We start from the raw sequence: 16,928 nt of genomic DNA, 5'->3' as shown, positions 1-16,928 counted from the left end.
GGGCCGGCGTCGCGCGCCCGCCCGCCCCCGTCGGGGTGCCCCGCGCCGAGGCCGCGGCCGCCGCGGGTGACGCCACCACCGCCGAGCTCCTGGAACTGACCTCGGTGCTGAGTTCGCGCCACGCCGAGGCGCACGCCGCTGCCGCCGGACTGCACACCGCCCGCGAGCGGCTGGCCCGCGCGGAGCGGGAGCACGCCGTGCGCAGCGCCGAGCGGAGCGAAGCCGACGCCCGGGCGGCGGCGCGGGCCTCGCGCCGCGAAGCCCTCGACCGGGAACAGGCCTCGCTGGAAGCGGAGCTGGCCCTCGTGCGGGACGGCGCGCCCAGTGTCGCGGCCCGCGCCGGAGTCCTGGAGGACAGGGTCCGCATGGTCACGGCGGCGGCCGCCTCGCTGCGCCGGGCCGAAACCACTGCCGCCCGGCTGAAGGAGGCCGACGACCAGCTCGCCGACGCCGCCTTCAAGGCCGGCTTCGACACCACCGAGGAGGCGGCCGACGCCGTGCTCCCCGAGTACGAACGCAGCGCGCTCCAACGCCGCACGGACGCCTGGCAGGCGGAGGAGGCCATGCTGGCCGACCGCCTCGGCGAGGCCGACACGGCCGCGGCGGCGGCCCTGCCCCCGGCCGCGCCGGAGGCTGCCGAGGCGTACGCGGCGCTGGCCGCCGCGAAGCTTCGTACGGCCGGGTCCGCCGTGGACGCGGCCCGGGTCCGGTGCAAGGACCTCGACGTGCTCTCCCTCCAGGCCGAGCGGGAGCTGCGCTCCCTGGGACCGCTGCGCGAGGCCTACGAACGAGTGGCCCGGCTCGCCGGACTCACCGCGGGCACCTCCGCGGACAACGAGCGCAAGATGCGGCTGGAGGCCTACGTGCTCGCGGCCCGGCTGGAGCAGGTCGCCGCCGCGGCCACCGTACGGCTGCTGCGCATGTCGGGCGGCCGCTACACCCTGCTGCACTCCGACGCCAAGGCGAGCGGGCGGGGGCGTTCCGGGCTCGGGCTGCACGTGGTCGACGCCTGGACCGGCAGCGAGCGGGACACCGCCACCCTGTCCGGCGGCGAGACCTTCTTCGCCTCGCTCGCGCTCGCGCTGGGCCTGGCCGACGTGGTCACCGACGAGGCGGGCGGCATGCGGCTCGACACCCTCTTCATCGACGAGGGCTTCGGCAGCCTCGACGACCAGGCACTGGACGAGGTGCTCGACGTACTGGACTCGCTGCGCGAACGTGACCGCAGCGTGGGCATCGTGAGCCACGTCGCCGACCTGCGGACCCGGGTGCAGGCCCAGCTGGAGATCGTCAAGCAGCGCGGAGGCTCGGTGGTGCGGCACCGCACGGCGGGCGGAACAGGCTGAAATACCTGGTCAACGGGGTGCAGGGGTGCGAGCAGCGCCCCGAGGCCGACGCGCTGACCGCCCCCGCGGACTCCGACGACTGCGGCTGCTGAAGACAGGCCTGTGCACGGACGGACGGACGGACGGGCCGGCTCCGTGAGGGGGAGCCGGCCCGTCCGTGTGTCAGTCTGTCTGTTCGTCGGTCCGAGGTGCGGGCGCCGGTGATCAGAGCTTCGAGAGCTCGTCCACCAGGTCGTCCAGGCCCAGCGAACCCTGGGACAGCGCCGCCATGTGCCAGGCCTTCAGATCGAAGGAATCGCCGTGCGCGGCCCGCGCGTTGTCACGGCCCAGCAGCCAGGCGCGCTCGCCCAGCTTGTAGCCGATCGCCTGCCCCGGCATCGACAGGTAGCGGGTCAGCTCGCTCTCGACGAAGTCGCCCGGCCGGCCGCTGTGCAGGCCGAAGAACTCCTGCGCCAGGTCCACCGTCCAGCGCTCGCCCGGGTGGAACGGCGAATCCGCCGGGATCTCCAGGCCCAGGTGCATGCCGATGTCCACGATGACCCGCGCGGCGCGCATCATCTGGCAGTCCAGGTAACCGAGCCGCTGCTCGGCGTCCTTGAGGTAGCCCAGCTCGTCCATCAGGCGCTCCGCGTACAGCGCCCAGCCCTCGGCGTTGGCGCTGACGAGGCCGACGCTGGCCTGGTAGCGGGAGAGCTGGTCCGCCACGTGCGTCCACTGAGCCAGCTGGAGGTGGTGGCCCGGAACGCCCTCGTGGTACCAGGTGGAGACCAGGTCGTAGACGGGGAACCGCGTCTGGCCCATCGTCGGCAGCCAGGTGCGGCCCGGACGGGAGAAGTCCTCCGAGGGGTTCGTGTAGTACGGGGCCGCGGCGCCGCCCGGAGGGGCGATCCGCGACTCCACGCGCTTGACCCGCTCGGCGAGTTCGAAGTGGGTGCCGTCGAGGTTCTCGATGGCCTCGTCCATCAGGCCCTGCAGCCAGGCCTGGACCTCGTCCACGCCCTCGATGTGGGTGCCGTGCTCGTCCAGGTGCTTCAGCACCTCCCAAGGACCCGCGTCCGGCAGGATCTTGGCGGCTTCGGCCTTCATCTCGGCGAGCAGCCGGTGGTACTCCGACCAGCCGTAGGCGTACGCCTCGTCCAGGTCCAGGTCGGTGCCGTTGAAGTAGCGCGACCAGCGGGCGTAGCGCTCGCGGCCCACCGGGTCGGGCCGGCCCTCGACCGCGGGGGCGTACACGTCCCGCATCCAGTCGCGCAGTTCCACGACGGCGGCGGTCGCGGCGGCGGCCGCCTCGTCCAGCTCGGCGCGCAGCGCCTGGGGGCCGGTGGCGGCGAACTCGGCGAAGTAGCCGTCCTTGCCGTCGCCGTCGCCGTCGCCGTCGCCGTCGCCCTGGCTCCCCTCGCTCTCGCTCTCGCCGGCCCAGGCGGTGAGCTGCTCGATGAAGGTGGCGGTGGGGCGCGGGCTCCCGAACAGGCCGCGTTCCAGGCCGAGCGCGAGGCACTCGCGGTAGCCCGCGTACGCGGCCGGTACGGCGCGCAGCCGCTCGGCGATCGCGGCCCAGTCCTCGTCGGTGTCGGCCGGGGTCAGGGAGAAGATCTCGCGGACCGAGTGCGCGGGGGAGTGGATGTTGCTGACCGCGCGCAGGTCCTCGTCGGCTTCGTGGACGGCGAGTTCGGCGGTGAGCCGCTCGCGCAGCAGCCGGGCGCAGCGGCGCTCGGCATCGCTGTCGGCGCCCGGCAGCTGCTCGGCGGCGTCGAGCCGCGCGAGCGTGGTGCGGATGAGTTCGGCGGCCGCCGCGCGGCCCGCGGGGGAGAGGTCCGGGAGCTTGCCGGAGCTCGCGGCGACACCGAGATAGGTGCCCGTGATCGGGTCGATGGCGATCAGGTCGTCGACGTAGGCGTCCGCGACCTGGCGGGGCAGCCGTGCGGCGCTGTCACTGGTGATGATGTCTGACATGTGGCCATCTTCGTATGCGGGACGGGTCCGCGTCATCACCAAAGGTCCTCAGCCTGCTGACGTGCGGGGCAGCGGCCCGGGTGACCGGACGAGGCAGGCGTCCGGGCCCGGCGGGGCCGGGACGGTGGTCCCGGTCACTGCTGGGCGCGGGGCAGGCTGCGGGATTCGCCCGGGAGTTCGTGCGGCAACCGGGAGCTGAGCGGGGTCGCGTCCAGCCGGGCCGTGATCACCAGCGTGCCCTCCTCGATCTGGTAGTCGAGGGGGAGGCCGAGGCCGCGCATGGCGGCGACCATGCCGGTGTTCGAGGCCTGCGTGACGGCGTACACGCTGTCGCATCCGGCCTCGACGGCCATCCCGATCAGCCGGCCCAGCAGCTCGGAGCCGATGCCGCGGCGCTGCCAGTCGTCCTCGATGAGCAGCGCCACCTCGGTCTCGTCGCCGTCCCAGAGCAGGTGGCCGAGGGCGACGAGCTTGCCGGAGGCGGTGGTCGCGGCGAGGGTGCGGCCGAAACGCGGGCTCAGCAGGTGGCCGAGGTAGCGGTCGGCGTCGGCGACGGGGCCGTGGTAGCGCAGGCCGAGGGTGCGCTCCGAGCAGCGGTCGTGCATGGCACGGGCCGCGGGCAGGTCGGAGCCGTCGGCGCGGCGGACGGTGATCTCGTTGCCCTCGGGGAGGGTCAGGACGTCCCGGCTGCGCGGGACCCGCGGTCCGAGCCGGGCGTCGAGCTCGACGAGCGCGCGGGCGCGGGCGAACTCGGTCGGAGTGAAGGGCAGGTAGGGCCGCTCGATGGTGATCGCACCGCCGGACGGGTCGCGCAGCCGCATGACCGTGGCCTCCAGGACGCCTTCGACGGGCGCGTCGGCGCCGGCGTTGGGGCGCCCGGAGAGCGTGGTCGCCGGGATCGAGTGGATGGTGCAGCGGCCGAGCAACTGCCGCAGGGCGAGCGGCAGCTCGGCGGCGTCGAGCGCGGTGCGGGTGGCCAGGCCCAGGACGCGGGTCGGGGTGTCGACCAGGTCGTGCGCGTCGGCGCGCTCGATCCAGGTGCTGTGGCCGCCGGCCCCGGCGATCGCCCGGGTGAGGTCCGCGGAGGGCAGCTGCTGCGGCGCGCGCAGCAGGAACTCGTCCACCGTGCCGCCCTCGGGGAGCGGGTGCGTCTGCAGGGTCAGGATGTCGACCCCGCTCCGGGCGAGGGCGGTGCAGAGCGCGGCGAGGCTGCCGGGCTCGTCGCGCACGGTCGTCCGCATCCGCCACAGGGTGGAGGTCAGCGCGGTGTCCGTGCCGGACGTCGTCGCGTCCGCCCCCGGGGCGGGGGCCCAGTGAGCGGCGTCCGTGGGCGGCGGCGCATGGCTGTGGCGTCGTGCCCACCAGGTGTGGAACGCCGCCGTGACCAGGAGTGCGACGGCCGAGGCCACGAGCAGGACCGGGCCGCGGGGACCGTGCACCACGAGATTGGCGATGGCGTCGGCGACCGCGACGGCGCAGAAGAGAGCGGCGAGCTCGACGACGTCACGGCGCCAGTGGTGACGGTGGGGGCGCTGGGCAGAGGCTGGAATACGCTCAGTCATGCAAACCACTGTGACGCAGGGGTGTTGCGTGATCACGAACGATCTGTGACCGACTGGTTAAGGATCCATCTGGCCGATTTCGTCCGCTTTTCCGGCCGATTTCAGATCCCGGCGTGTGGGCGGGCCGCCCTCGGTGGCTTCCGGTTACTGCTCCAGCCGTCCGGGCTGCAGGGTCCGGGTGAAGAGGACGCCGCCTCCTTGGCGGCGCAGCCGAACCGTGAGCTCGCCGCCGTCCCCGTCGATCTCCACCTCCCCGTAGTACGGCGGGTTCTCGGACGGGGACATGTTGGGGAAGGGCGCGGACTGGACGTACGCCGTCTCCGGGCCGAAGGTGGCGTCCAGCCGGCCGGAGGGGAAACCGCCCGCGCCGATGGGACCGGAGACGAACTCCCAGAAGGGTGCGAAGTCGGTGAAGGCGGCCCGCTCGGGCGCGTAGTGGTTGGCGGCCGTGTAGTGCACGTCGGCGGTGAGCCAGAGGGTGCCCGTGATGCGCTGGTGCTTGATGTGGCGCAGCAGCTCCGCGACCTGCAGCTCCCGCCCGAGCGGCGCGCCCGGGTCTCCCTGGGCGACGGCCTCGAAGTTCGCGGCACCGTCGGCCACCACGATGCCCAGCGGCATGTCGGCGGCGATGACCTTCCAGGTGGCGCGGGAGCGCGACAGCTCGCGCTTGATCCAGGCCAGCTGTTCGGGGCCGAGGATGCCGACGGGGTCGTCGGTCTGACGGCCGGGGGAGTTCGCGTTGCGGTAGGTCCGCATGTCGAGGACGAACACGTCGAGCAGCGGGCCGTAGCGCGTCACCCGGTACATCCGGCCCTCGGCGCGGCCGCCGCGCAGGTCGGTGACGGGGAAGTACTCGCCGAAAGCCCGGCGGGCCCGGCCGGCGAGGGTGTCGACGTCCTTCACGGTGTAGCGGGGATCGTCGAGGATCTGGCCGGGGTACCAGTTGTTGCGCACCTCGTGGTCGTCCCATTGGGCCAGGACCGGCACCTGGGCGTTGAAATCGCGCAGGTTGGCGTCGAGCAGGTTGTAGCGGAAGTTGCCCCGGAACTCGGTGAGGGTCTCGGCGACCTTCGCCTTCTCCTCGGTGGTCACGTTGTGCCACAGGGTTCCGTCGCGCAGCGGTACGGAGGCCTGGAGCGGCCCGTCGGCATAGATGGTGTCCCCGCTGAAGAGGAAGAAGCCGGGGTCCCGCAGGCGCATTTCGTCGAAGATGCGGTAGCCGCCGAGCTCCGGGTTGATGCCCCATCCCTGACCGGCGAGGTCCCCGGACCACAGGAAGCGCACGTCGCGGCGGCGGGAGGCGGGCACGGTCCGGAAGGTGCCGTGGACCGGCTCGCCGGTACGGCGCGGATCGTCGGGGTCGGCGAGGAGCACCCGGTAGTGGATCTGCTGTCCGGGCGGGAGCTCGCGCAGGGTGGTGGTGCCCGTGAAGTCGGAGTCCGGGCCGAGCAGCGGGCCGCGGTGGCGGCGGACGGCGTAGCGGAACGACTCGCTCGGGGAGGTCTCCACGTACATCCACGCGGGGCGGTCGGAACGTGTCCAGACGGTGGCCGAGTGGGCGGTGATCTCGCCGGACTGAACGCCCCAGAAGGCGTTCGGGCGGCCCGAGCGGGCGAAGGCGGGCGCCGCCGCGCGGGCGGGAGCGGTCAGGGTGCCCGTCAGGGCACTGGACAGGGCGAGGCTCACCGGAACGGCGAGGGAACCGCCGAGCAGGGAGCGTCGGGTGTGCGGCAGAGGTGCCATCGGTGCGTCTCCAGAGGCCGGCGGGGACGGGCCGGACCAGTGTGCCGCCGTACACCGGCCGCACACCGGACCGCCCGCGTCGCGCACGCGAACCATGCGTGAACACTGATGCGGATGGCTGACGCCCCCTCAGCAGCCCATCAGGCGAGCTTGGCCGTGTCCAGGATGACGCGGGCGACCAGGGCCGGGTCGTCGTTCATGGGGACGTGGCCGCAGCCGGGAAGCCGGACGAGGCGAGCGCCCGGGATGGTGTGCTTCGCGCGGACGCCTTGGCGGCGCAGGAGCAGTCGGTCGTGGCTGCCCCAGGCGATGGTGACGGGCAGGCCCGGCACGTCCGCGGTGAACCGTACGGAGCCGCCCGCGGCCAGGGTCTGCTCGAAGCCGGAGGCCTCGCGCAGGGCGAGGGTCTCGGCGACCACGGAGCCGGGCGAACGCCGTCCCGGGCGCGCGTAGATGCTGCCGGTGAGCGCGGCGCGTCCGGCGGCGCTGCGGGAGAGCCGTTCCACGGCGGAGCGGGGAAGTGCGCCGGCGCCGGCGCGCATCGCACGCAGTGCGGTGAAGGCGTAGCGGCGTTCCCCCTCCGACCAGAACCCGGCGGGGGAGAGCGCGGTGACCGAGCGCGCCAGGCCGACGCGCCCCATCTCCAGGGCGAGCAGTCCGCCCAGGGAGTTGCCCGCGACGTGCGGCCGCTCCATACCGAGTGCCGTGCAGAGGGCGCTCAGCGTCGAGGCGACGCTGCCCAGATCGTACGGAACCCCGTGCGGCAGCGGCTCCGAGACGCCGAAGCCGGGCAGGTCGACGGCGACCACGTCGTACTCGGCGGCCAGGACGTCGGTCACCGGGTGCCAGGCCTGCAGGTGGTGGCCGATGCCGTGGAGCAGCAGGAGCGGCTCGCCCGCGCCCTTGCGCTCGTAGGCGGTGGTCGTGGTGCGGGGGCCCAGTGGCGAATCGATCGTGAAGGAGACCGTGGCGGTCATGCTGCTCCTCGTCGGGGGTCGGGCGGCTTCGGAGGCCGTGTGAGACGGCTTGTCAGTAGTGTCCCCCGGCCGGTTACCGACCGGTAGCCCCTGGGTGGAACTTCGGCGCCCGCGATGTCCTCGCGATGCCCTTCGGGGTGTCCTTCGGGGTGTCTTCGCGATCTCTTGTGCGGCGTCTTGGGCGGCGTCCCGTGCGGTGTCTTCCGGGGTGGGTTCCGTCGGCGTCTTCCGCGTGCTTTCCGCGCGCCTTCCGCGGTGCTCGCGAACATCCCGTGAACAGGTTGATGCATATGCCCGATCTGCCCGGCAAAGGGACGAGCATTGGTCTTGACCAAGGGGGTGCGCCGTCCTATCGTCGCAGGCATAGTGCAGGAACCTTTAATAAACAAAGGCGCGGAACTCCCGCTGGAACACGGCGAGTGCGGCGATAGCAGGAGGAGTCAGGGTGGGGACCACGCAGCTCGAATCGGTGCCGGAACCGAAGTACTTGCACCTCAAGACCGTCCTCAGTGAGGCGCTCGACCAGGACTTCGCCGTGGGCGAGGTCCTGCCGAACGAGCGCGAGCTCGCCGCCCGCTTCGGTGTCGCCCGCGCGACGCTGCGCCAGGCCCTGGAGCAGCTCGAGCTCGAAGGCCGCCTCCAGCGCCGCCGCGGTGTCGGCACCACCGTCGCCCCGCCACGCGTCGGCGTCGACGTCGGCAGTGCGCAGCACAGCTGGCCTGGCGAGAGCGTCGACGGGTGGGAGCCGGTGGACGCGGCGGAGGCCGCGCCGAGCTCCGCCGTCCTGAAGCTCCTCGGGACCGCCCCCGGCGAGCTGGTGCTCGCGGTGCGCCGGACCCGCGTCGAGCAGGGCCAGGTCCTCGCTGCCGAGCTGCTGTACGTGCCGGCGTCCTCGGTGCCGGGCCTCTCCGCGATCGACGCCCCGGCCGGTCCGGCGCGCGCCCGCGCCGTCATGCGCGAGCTGCAGAAGCTGGTCCTCGACGGCCAGGACCGCTCCGTGGAGCTCGGCTCCGCACGCGCCGACGACGCGAAGGAACTGGACCGCCTGCCGGGCGCCCCGGTCCTGCTCGTCACCACCCGCTACTTCACGGTGGCGGGCACGGCGGCCGTCTCGGTGGCCACCTACCGGGCGGACACCTGCCGGCTGACCTTCGGCGACACGGGTGACGTGCAGATCACCCACGACGCACGGGTCGCGTCCTGACCTGCCGCTGACCGGGGCCGCCATCTGGGCGGCCCCGTCCGCGCCGGGCCGCGTGGCGGCCCTTCGGGACCGGTGAGGGGCGCCGCCTGGCGCCGCCGGAGCGGTACGGCTCGTCGAGCGGGCGTACGCCGAGCAGGACTCCCCGTCGGCACAGCCGGCCTGTGGGTCGTTGTCCGGGAGCGGCGGGCAGGCCTGAAGCCCCGTTCCGTCTTCGTGTGTTCCGTTTGTTCCGTGTGTTCGTTGTCGTGGCCGGTTGGCCGGTTGGCCGGTTGGCCGGTTGGCCGGTTGGCCGGTTGGCCGGTTGGCCGGTTGGCCGGTTGGCCGGTGGCCGACGGCCGCCCGTTCCGGGCCGGTGATCGGTCGGCGGGTGGGCGCCGGGTGCTGAGTGGAGCGTGCGCGGGAATCCGTACCGCTCCCGGAGGGGGTCAGCGGCGGGCGGTGACCGTCTTCTCCACCGCGAACAGTTCTTCTTCCACGTGGTCGAGCGCCAGCCGCAGCGCCCCCGTGGCCACAGCCGCCTCGCCCAGCAGCGACAGCGCCACGCGCGGCGGACGCAGGCAGTACCGCTCCAGTTCCCGGCGCAGGGGATCGAGTACCCCGTCCAGCCCGGCCGCCCACCCGCCGACCACGACCAGCTCCGGATCCATCGCCAGGACCAGCGCGGCCACGTCGTGGACCAGCCGCTGGATGAACCGCTCCACCGCTGCCACCGCACCGACGTCCCCGCGCTTGGCCATCGCGAAGACCTCCGCCACGGCCCGCTCGTCCAGTGGGTGCAGCGGTTCGCCGGTGGTCGAGAGCAACCTCTCGGGCGTGACCTCGCGCCCCAGCAGGTGCAGTGCGCCGATCTCCCCGGCCGCCCCGCCGAACCCGCGGTGCAACCGGCCCCCGATCAGGGAGCCCGCTCCGGGGCTGAGCCCGGCCATCACGAAGACCATGTCGTCGGTGTCGGTCGCGGCGCCCTTCCAGTGCTCGGCGACCGCCGCGGCGTTGGCGTCGTTCTCCACCTGCACCGGGCAGCGGAACGAGCGCCGCAGCCGTTCCCCGAGCGGCAGGCCGGTCCAACCGGGAAGGGCCGTGCCGAGGCGGACGGTGCCGTCGGCCTCCACGATCCCGGGGCTGCCCACGCCGACGGCCCGCAGGGAGTCCCGCGGTACCCCTGCACGGCGCAGCAGGTCGGCCACCGCACCGCGGACCCGTTCGAGCCGTTCGTCGGCGGAGGCCGTCTCGGCGACCTCCTTGGTGCCGGCGCCGATCACCCGGCCGTCCAGTCCGGACAGCAGCACCGCGATCCGGTGCGCGCCGATCTCCACGCCGAGCAGGTGCCCCGCCTCCGCGCGGAAACGGAACCGTCGGGCCGGGCGTCCCTGGCGCCGCGCACCCTCTTCCGCGCCCGCCTCGACGACCAGGCCCGTCCCGATGAGCCCTTCGACGACCCCCTCGACGGTGGGCCGCGACAGGCCGGTGACCCGCGTGAGGTCGGTGAGCGTCGGCGCTTCGGCCGCGCGCAGGGCCCGCAGCACCACGGCGGAGTTGATCCGCCGGAGCAGAGAGGGGTCCCCGCCGGTCAGCTGCCCCAACGTGTGTCCTCCCAGCGAGCGAGCGTGTCAGCCGGATCGTACTGCGCACCGGGCGCGGCGGCGAGAAGCAGCCCCCCATCAGCCGGAATCCGGCCTTCCCCTCGTGGGCCGGTCACGCGGGAGCGACGAACCCGGACTCGTACGCGGTGATCACGGCCTGGGTCCGGTCCCGCGCCCCCAGCTTCGCCAGAATCGCGCTGACGTGGGACTTCACCGTCTCCGTCCCGACGATCAGCTCGCGGGCGATCTCGATGTTGGTCAGCCCCTTCGCCATCAGCCGGAGCACGGCCTCCTCGCGCTCGGTCAGCGCCGCCCGCTCCAGTACCGTCCGCGCCGAGCGGTTCCCGTACTCGGCGGCCAGTGAGCGGACCGCCGCGGGGAAGAGCAGCGTCTCGCCCTCCGCCACCAGGCGGACCGCGTGCACGATCTCCGACGGGCGGGCCCGCTTCAGCAGGAACCCGTCCGCGCCGGCCCGCAGCGCCTGGTAGACGTACTCGTCGTTCTCGAAGGTGGTGACCACGAGGATCTTCGGCGGCGAGTCCACGCTCCGCAGGACCGCCCGGGTCGCCTCGATCCCGTCGAGCAGCGGCATCCGCACGTCCATCGCCACGACATCGGGGCGCAGTTGGCGCACCAGCGGGACCACGGCGGCGCCGTCGGCGGCCTCGCCGATCACCTCGATGTCGGGCTGGGCGTCCAGGACGGCGCGCAGCCCCGCGCGCACCAGGGGTTCGTCGTCGACGAGCAGTACGGTAACCGGCATCCGGTCAGCGTATTCGCTCCAGCGGCAGCCGCGTGCGCACCCTCCAACCGCCCTTGTACGGACCGGTCTCGGTCTCCCCGCCGAGCAGCGCGGCCCGCTCCCGCATCCCGCGCAGTCCGGTGCCGCCGCCGGTCATGACGGAGGGCCGGTCGGGCAGTGGATTGGTCACCTCCAGGTCCAGCCGGTCGGCGACCATGCCGATCCGCACCCGTACGGGCACGGGACCGCAGTGCCGCAGCACATTGGTGAGCGCCTCCTGCAGGATCCGGTACCCCTCCTGGCTGACCGGGTCGGGCAACTGGTCGAGCGGGCCGATCAGTTGCGCGTCGACGGTGGCGCCGGAAGCGCGCGCCGACTCGAGCAGTCGGTCGGCCTCCGCCAGGGTGGGCCGCTGGGACGGCCGCTGCCCGGACTCGCGCAGGACGCGCAGCACCCGGTCCAGGTCCTCCAGCGCGGCCCGGCCCGTCTCCTCGATCGCGCTCAGCGCGCGGTCCGTGAACTCGGGATCGCCCGCCGCCCGCGCGGCCCCCGCCTGGACGACGGCCACGGTCAGGGCGTGGCCGATGGAGTCGTGCAGCTCCCGCGCGATGCGGGTGCGCTCCAGCAGCTGCTCGGTCCGCACCTCCAGCGCGGTGAGCCGCTCCGTAGCCGAAGGCCCCAGCAGCCGGCGGGCGATGGCCGTGATCATGTCGCCGAGCAGGATCACGATCACGAGCAGGAGGACCGGTGGCAGTGGTGACAGCAGCCAAGCCGCCCACAGGGGGAATCCCGCGGGTATCACATTCTCGTCAGTGACCCTCCCGCCGAGTCCGACCGTGACCAGCTGGACCGTCAGCAGCGGCAGCCACACCGTGGCGAACAGCGTGGCCAGGGAGACGACGAGCCGTATCTCCAGCCACAACAAGGTCCGCCAGCGGTCGCTCCACGTCTGGGACCCGATGGTGCTGAAGCTGTTCTCCTCGGCCTCCCGCGTGCCCCGGGCGGTGCGCTCGGGGGGAGTGAGCAGGAACTGCGCCTGGACTCCCTCGGCGACCCGCATCCAGGGCAGCAGCCCCAGGGGCACGACGAGGAGGAGCGGCACCCACGGAGCCGCGGGCTCGATGAACATCCACACGGCCAGCATCAGGGTGGGCGCGGACAGATGCACCCAGCGCGAGTAGGTCACTGGGCGCAGCGCGGAGCGGAACAGTCGGTGCATCCCCTCATCGTCGCAGTTCGGGGCGGTGTGGCTCCTCCCCCACGTGGGGGAGGAGGAACCCTCGCTTGGGGGAGGAAGAGGGGTGGGGCCGGCGGCGAACCTTGAGACATGAACAGCATCGAGATCCGAGAACTGACCAAGGAATTCGGCCGGACCCGGGCCGTGGACCACCTCACCTTCGATGTCATGCCCGGTCGCGTCACCGGATTCCTCGGCCCCAACGGCGCCGGGAAGTCGACCACGATGAGGCTGCTGCTGGGCCTGGACCGGATCACCTCCGGGACGGCCACCATCGGCGGTCGGCGGTTCACCGAACTCCCCGATCCCCTCCACCGGGTGGGCGCCCTGCTGGACGCGCAGTCGGCGCACGGCGGCCGCACGGCCCGGGACCACCTGCGTTTCCTCGCCGCGGCCAACCGCATCCCGATGAGCCGGGTGGAGGCGGTCCTGGAGCAGTCCGGGATAGCCTCGGCGGCCAAGCGGCGGATCAAGACCTTCTCCCTGGGCATGCGTCAGCGCCTCGGCATAGCGGCCGCGCTGCTCGGAGATCCCGAAGTGCTGCTCCTGGACGAGCCCACCAACGGCCTCGACCCCGAGGGCATCATCTGGATCCGTGAGCTCATGCGCGGTCTGGCCGCCGAGAGGCGCACCGTCCTCGTCTCCAGCCACCTGATGACCGAGACCGCCGCCCTCGCCGACCACTTGGTCGTCCTCGGGCAGGGCAGGCTGCTGGCCGACACCTCCATAGAGGAGTTCATCGACGCCCGCAGCACCCCGAGGGTGCGGCTGCGCACCACGGACCCCGTCCGGCTCCGGGCCACCCTGGCCCGGGACGACTTCGAACTGGTCACCGCCGAGGGCGGGCGGTGGACCGTGGACGGCATCCACGCCGAGCAACTCGGCGTCATCGCGGCCCGCGAGGGCATTCCGATGCTGGAACTGATCGACGAGCGGGCCTCCCTGGAGCAGGCCTACCTCGATCTCACCGCGGACAGCGCCCAGTTCGCCGCCACCCCCTGACCCGTTCTTCCCAAGGAGGCTTCCCCATGAGCACCGCTCTGCCCACCGTCCCCGTCCTGCACTCGGAATGGATCAAGATACGGTCCCTGCGCGGCACCCTCGGTGCGCTGATAACCGTCTTCGCCGCCACGGTGGGCATCCAGGTACTGACGGCCTCTCTGATCGGCACGGCGGAAGCCGGCAGCATGGGGGAGGACCCCCTCCTCGCGGCCTTCTACAGCCTCAACTTCGGTCAGATAGCCGCCTTCGCCTTCGGTGCGACCGCGCTTTCCTCGGAGTTCCACAACAGCGCCCTGCGCACGTCGCTGACCGCGGTGCCGAACCGTACACGGCTCTACCTGTCGAAGATGGCCATGGTGGGCGGGCTGGCCTTCGTAGTGGGACAGCTCACCGCTCTGGCCACCTTCATCGGCGGACAGGCGTTCATGGGTCCCTACACCCTGGAGCTGGGCAGTACGGGCACCTACCGTGCGATCTTCGGCTGCGGAGCGTATCTCGCGCTGATGGCCCTGCTGGCGGCCGGACTGACGGCGGTGTTGCGTAGCGCGGCGGCCGTACTGAGTCTCCTCATACCTTTCACGTTGATCGTGTCGTTCGTACTCGCCGCGAAGTCCGAGGGCATCGCCCAGTACCTGCCGGACCGTGCGGGGCAGATGATGATGCGGCTGGACACCTCGGTGGGCCTCGCTCCCTGGTCCGGTCTCGGGGTACTCGCCCTGTGGGCGCTGGTCGCGGTGACCGCCGGTTGGCTGTCGGTGCGGCGGCGGGACGCCTGACGCCGGACCGGCCGCCCGGGCCCCTCTGCCTTGCGGGGTCAGCGGGCGGCGGCGAGGAGGCCGGGAAGGTGGCGCATGTCGTCGAAGACGACGGTCCCCGGGCCCTCGAGCTGCTCGGCGGGGGTCAGCCCGCCGGCGTAGCCGAAGGCCCGCATCCCGGCGGCGCGGGCCGCCTGGACGCCGGGGCGGCTGTCCTCCACGACCGCGCAAGCGGCGGGATCCACTCCCATCCGCCGTGCGGCGTAAAGGAAGAGATCCGGGGCCGGCTTGCCGCGGGACACCTCGGTGGCGCTGTGGATGCGCCCGGCGAACCGTTCGTAGAGGCCGGTACGGCCCAGGGTGTGCCGCATCTTCTCGTGCGAGCCGCTGGACGCGACACACGTCGGCAGGCTGATCGCGTCGAGTGCCTCGGGCAGCCCCTCGACGGGGGAGAGTCCGCGGTCCACCGCCTCTCGGTGGCGTTCCTCGAACTGGTCCCACCAGAGGTCAGCCGTGCGAGGACCGAGCCGTTCGGCGATCTGTTCACGGATGGAGACGGAGGAGCGCCCGATGAACTGCGCGACGACCTCGGCCTCGGTGAGAGGCCACCCGAGCTCCGCCCCTAGGGCCACCTGCACGCGGGCCGCTATCCGCTCGCTGTCGACGAGAACTCCGTCGCAGTCGAACATCACGAGTTCTACCGGCTTGAAGATCATCCCCGGAGGATAGTAGGCCGCCGGGACCGAGAGCGCGGGTGGTCTAGGAAACGGCGTCGGCCGGCCCCGGGTGTTCGGCGGCCGCGCGGAGGCGGGCGTACTCCTGGGCCATGGAGGCGGCGGTCCAGCGGGCGTTGAGACCGCTGGGGTTGGGCAGGGCCCAGATGCGGGTGACGCCGATGGTGCGCTCCTGGGGGCCGATCTGGGCCTTTCGCTCGCCGAAGGCGGTGCGGTAGGCGGTGACTCCGACCACGGCCAGCCACTGGGGGCGCAGGAGTTCCACCTTAGCCGTCAGGATGCGGCCGCCCTCGCGGAACTCCTCGGCGCTCAGCTCGTCGGCCCGGGCCGTGGCTCGGGCCACGACGTTGGTGATGCCGAGACGGTAGGTCGGCAACTCGTCCTGCTCGTCGGGGGACAGGAGGCGCGGGGTGAAGCCCGACAGGTGCAGGACAGGCCAGAAGCGGTTGCCGGGGCGGGCGAAGTGGTGGCCCGTCGCGGCGGAGAGGAGGCCCGGGTTGATTCCGCAGAAGAGGACACGAAGACCGCCCGCGACCACGTCCGGGAGGACGCGGTCGCGGGCGGAGTTCAGCTCTTCGCGGGTCAGAGGATCGCCCCGGGGGTGTAGCCCGCGGCCTCGGGGTGCTCCTTGGTGATCTCCTCGATGCGGGAGACCACCGCGGCGACCTGGTCGCCCGCAGCGCCGGTGAAGGACAGCTTGTCGGCCATCAGGGCGTCCAGCTGGGCCCGGTCCAGCGGCATCCGGTCGTCGGCGGCCAGCTTGTCCAGCAGCTCGTTGCGCTCGGCACCCTGCTCGCGCATGGCGAGGGCGGAGGCCACCGCGTGCTCCTTGATGACCTCGTGGGCGGACTCGCGGCCCACCCCGGCGCGCACGGCGCCCATCAGGACCTTGGTGGTGGCGAGGAAGGGGAGGTAGCGGTCCAGCTCGCGCGCCACGACGGCGGGGAAGGCGCCGAACTCGTCGAGGACGGTCAGGAAGGTCTCCATCAGGCCGTCGAGAGCGAAGAAGGCGTCGGGCAGCGCGACCCGGCGGACCACGGAGCAGGAGACGTCGCCCTCGTTCCACTGGTCGCCGGCCAGCTCGCCGGTCATCGACGCGTAACCGCGCAGGATGACCATCAGGCCGTTCACGCGCTCGCAGGAGCGGGTGTTCATCTTGTGCGGCATCGCGGAGGAGCCGACCTGGCCGGGCTTGAAGCCCTCCGTCACCAGCTCGTGGCCGGCCATCAGACGGATCGTCTTGGCGATGGAGGAGGGTGCCGCGGCCAGCTGGACCAGGGCGGTGACCACGTCGTAGTCGAGCGAGCGCGGGTAGACCTGGCCGACCGAGGTGAAGGCCTGGCCGAAGCCGAGGTGGGCCGCGATCCGCTGCTCCAGGTCGGCCAGCTTCGCGGCGTCGCCGCCCAGCAGGTCGAGCATGTCCTGCGAGGTGCCGACCGGGCCCTTGATGCCGCGCAGCGGGTAGCGGGTCAGCAGGTCGTCCAGGCGGCCGTACGCGACCAGCAGCTCGTCGGCGGCGGTGGCGAAGCGCTTGCCCAGGGTGGTCGCCTGAGCGGCGACGTTGTGGGAGCGGCCGGCCATGACCAGCTCGGCGTGCTCGCCGGCCAGCTTGCCGAGGCGGGCGAGGACGGCGACCGTGCGGTCCCGGACCAGTTCCAGCGAGAGCCGGATCTGGAGCTGCTCGACGTTCTCGGTGAGGTCGCGGGAGGTCATGCCCTTGTGGACGTGCTCGTGGCCGGCGAGGGCGTTGAACTCCTCGATGCGGGCCTTCACGTCGTGCCGGGTGATCTTCTCGCGCTCGGCGATGGAGGCGAGGTCGACGGTCTCCAGGACGCGCTCGTAATCGGCGAGGGCCTCGTCGGGTACCTCGATGCCGAGATCCTTCTGGGCGCGGAGCACGGCGAGCCACAGCCGCCGCTCCAGCGTCACCTTGTACTCGGGGGACCACAGGACGGCGAGCTCCGCGGAGGCGTAGCGGCCGGCCAGGACATTGGGGATGCGGGGCTTGGCAGTCACGTGGAGGGATTCTACTTGGGCCGCGGCTGTGTGTTTACGCAGGTAGGGGACCCGGCCGCGATTGTGCCTTGCTACGA

At 72.7% G+C, this 16,928-nt stretch carries 14 protein-coding genes; 4 read left to right on the top strand and 10 right to left on the bottom strand.

The window, feature by feature from the left end; translation table 11 throughout:
- On the top strand, positions 1 to 1,346 hold a 1,346-nt coding region (locus ABZY57_RS22060; RefSeq protein ID WP_356514429.1), incomplete at its 5' end, for an SbcC/MukB-like Walker B domain-containing protein.
- 204 nt (positions 1,347 to 1,550) lie between these two features.
- Here ABZY57_RS22060 and ABZY57_RS22055 read toward each other — a convergent pair.
- From ABZY57_RS22055 to ABZY57_RS22040, 4 genes are all read right to left on the bottom strand, one after another.
- Entirely contained in the window at positions 1,551 to 3,299 is a 1,749-nt protein-coding gene (locus tag ABZY57_RS22055; protein ID WP_356514427.1) for a DUF885 domain-containing protein, read from the bottom strand.
- 134 nt (positions 3,300 to 3,433) lie between these two features.
- Positions 3,434 to 4,861, bottom strand: coding sequence for a GNAT family N-acetyltransferase (locus ABZY57_RS22050; RefSeq protein ID WP_356514425.1), 1,428 nt, complete (start codon positions 4,859 to 4,861; stop codon positions 3,434 to 3,436).
- A 144-nt stretch (positions 4,862 to 5,005) separates the two neighbouring features.
- Positions 5,006 to 6,604 (bottom strand): alkaline phosphatase D family protein, encoded by a 1,599-nt coding sequence (locus tag ABZY57_RS22045; RefSeq protein ID WP_356514423.1) that lies wholly within the window; start codon positions 6,602 to 6,604, stop codon positions 5,006 to 5,008.
- Positions 6,605 to 6,744: 140 nt separating this feature from the next.
- Positions 6,745 to 7,581 (bottom strand): alpha/beta fold hydrolase, encoded by an 837-nt coding sequence (locus ABZY57_RS22040; protein WP_356514421.1) that lies wholly within the window; start codon positions 7,579 to 7,581, stop codon positions 6,745 to 6,747.
- A 445-nt stretch (positions 7,582 to 8,026) separates the two neighbouring features.
- On the opposite strand from ABZY57_RS22040, the gene ABZY57_RS22035 reads away from it, so the two are divergent.
- A complete protein-coding gene (locus ABZY57_RS22035) occupies positions 8,027 to 8,785 on the top strand; it encodes a GntR family transcriptional regulator (protein WP_356514419.1) in 759 nt (252 codons plus the stop codon).
- Positions 8,786 to 9,210: 425 nt separating this feature from the next.
- Here the strand turns inward: ABZY57_RS22035 and ABZY57_RS22030 are convergent, their stop codons facing one another.
- From ABZY57_RS22030 to ABZY57_RS22020, 3 genes are all read right to left on the bottom strand, one after another.
- The gene (locus ABZY57_RS22030) at positions 9,211 to 10,365 is read right to left on the bottom strand and encodes an ROK family transcriptional regulator (protein ID WP_356514417.1); all 1,155 of its coding nucleotides are present in this window, start codon (positions 10,363 to 10,365) and stop codon (positions 9,211 to 9,213) included.
- A 112-nt stretch (positions 10,366 to 10,477) separates the two neighbouring features.
- The gene (locus tag ABZY57_RS22025; protein ID WP_243339633.1) at positions 10,478 to 11,128 is read right to left on the bottom strand and encodes a response regulator transcription factor; all 651 of its coding nucleotides are present in this window, start codon (positions 11,126 to 11,128) and stop codon (positions 10,478 to 10,480) included.
- 4 nt (positions 11,129 to 11,132) lie between these two features.
- Positions 11,133 to 12,326, bottom strand: a complete 1,194-nt coding sequence (locus tag ABZY57_RS22020; protein WP_356514414.1) for a histidine kinase — start codon at positions 12,324 to 12,326, stop codon at positions 11,133 to 11,135.
- A 108-nt stretch (positions 12,327 to 12,434) separates the two neighbouring features.
- Between ABZY57_RS22020 and ABZY57_RS22015 the strand changes: the two genes are divergently transcribed.
- Entirely contained in the window at positions 12,435 to 13,346 is a 912-nt protein-coding gene (locus ABZY57_RS22015; RefSeq protein ID WP_356514412.1) for an ATP-binding cassette domain-containing protein, read from the top strand.
- A 26-nt stretch (positions 13,347 to 13,372) separates the two neighbouring features.
- On the top strand, positions 13,373 to 14,122 hold the full coding sequence (locus ABZY57_RS22010; RefSeq protein ID WP_356514410.1) for an ABC transporter permease: 750 nt from the start codon (positions 13,373 to 13,375) through the stop codon (positions 14,120 to 14,122).
- 38 nt (positions 14,123 to 14,160) lie between these two features.
- On the opposite strand, the gene ABZY57_RS22005 is transcribed toward ABZY57_RS22010, so the two are convergent.
- From ABZY57_RS22005 to purB, 3 genes are read right to left on the bottom strand one after another with little or no spacing between them, the layout of a single operon-like run.
- Positions 14,161 to 14,814, bottom strand: a complete 654-nt coding sequence (locus tag ABZY57_RS22005) for an HAD family hydrolase (RefSeq protein WP_356514433.1) — start codon at positions 14,812 to 14,814, stop codon at positions 14,161 to 14,163.
- A gap of 46 nt (positions 14,815 to 14,860) precedes the next feature.
- Entirely contained in the window at positions 14,861 to 15,421 is a 561-nt protein-coding gene (gene mug, locus ABZY57_RS22000) for a G/U mismatch-specific DNA glycosylase (protein ID WP_356514431.1), read from the bottom strand.
- Positions 15,418 to 16,851, bottom strand: coding sequence for an adenylosuccinate lyase (gene purB, locus ABZY57_RS21995; protein ID WP_356514408.1), 1,434 nt, complete (start codon positions 16,849 to 16,851; stop codon positions 15,418 to 15,420). Before purB ends, mug begins: the two co-directional genes overlap by 4 nt.
- Positions 16,852 to 16,928 lie beyond the last annotated feature (77 nt).

It is taken from the genome of Streptomyces sp. NPDC006450, assembly GCF_040612195.1.
Taxonomy (GTDB): Bacteria; Actinomycetota; Actinomycetes; order Streptomycetales; family Streptomycetaceae; genus Streptomyces.
This window is presented reverse-complemented; position numbering and strand designations above follow the sequence as displayed.

What these genes read in the sequence shown, in the direction of transcription:
- ABZY57_RS22055 (WP_356514427.1), bottom strand. Translation starts at nt 3,299, where the DNA reads ATGTCAGACATCATCACCAGTGACAGCGCCGCACGGCTGCCCCGCCAG.
- ABZY57_RS22050 (WP_356514425.1), bottom strand. Translation starts at nt 4,861, where the DNA reads ATGACTGAGCGTATTCCAGCCTCTGCCCAGCGCCCCCACCGTCACCAC.
- ABZY57_RS22045 (WP_356514423.1), bottom strand. Translation starts at nt 6,604, where the DNA reads ATGGCACCTCTGCCGCACACCCGACGCTCCCTGCTCGGCGGTTCCCTC.
- ABZY57_RS22040 (WP_356514421.1), bottom strand. Translation starts at nt 7,581, where the DNA reads ATGACCGCCACGGTCTCCTTCACGATCGATTCGCCACTGGGCCCCCGC.
- ABZY57_RS22025 (WP_243339633.1), bottom strand. Translation starts at nt 11,128, where the DNA reads ATGCCGGTTACCGTACTGCTCGTCGACGACGAACCCCTGGTGCGCGCG.
- ABZY57_RS22020 (WP_356514414.1), bottom strand. Translation starts at nt 12,326, where the DNA reads ATGCACCGACTGTTCCGCTCCGCGCTGCGCCCAGTGACCTACTCGCGC.
- ABZY57_RS22015 (WP_356514412.1), top strand. Translation starts at nt 12,435, where the DNA reads ATGAACAGCATCGAGATCCGAGAACTGACCAAGGAATTCGGCCGGACC.
- ABZY57_RS22010 (WP_356514410.1), top strand. Translation starts at nt 13,373, where the DNA reads ATGAGCACCGCTCTGCCCACCGTCCCCGTCCTGCACTCGGAATGGATC.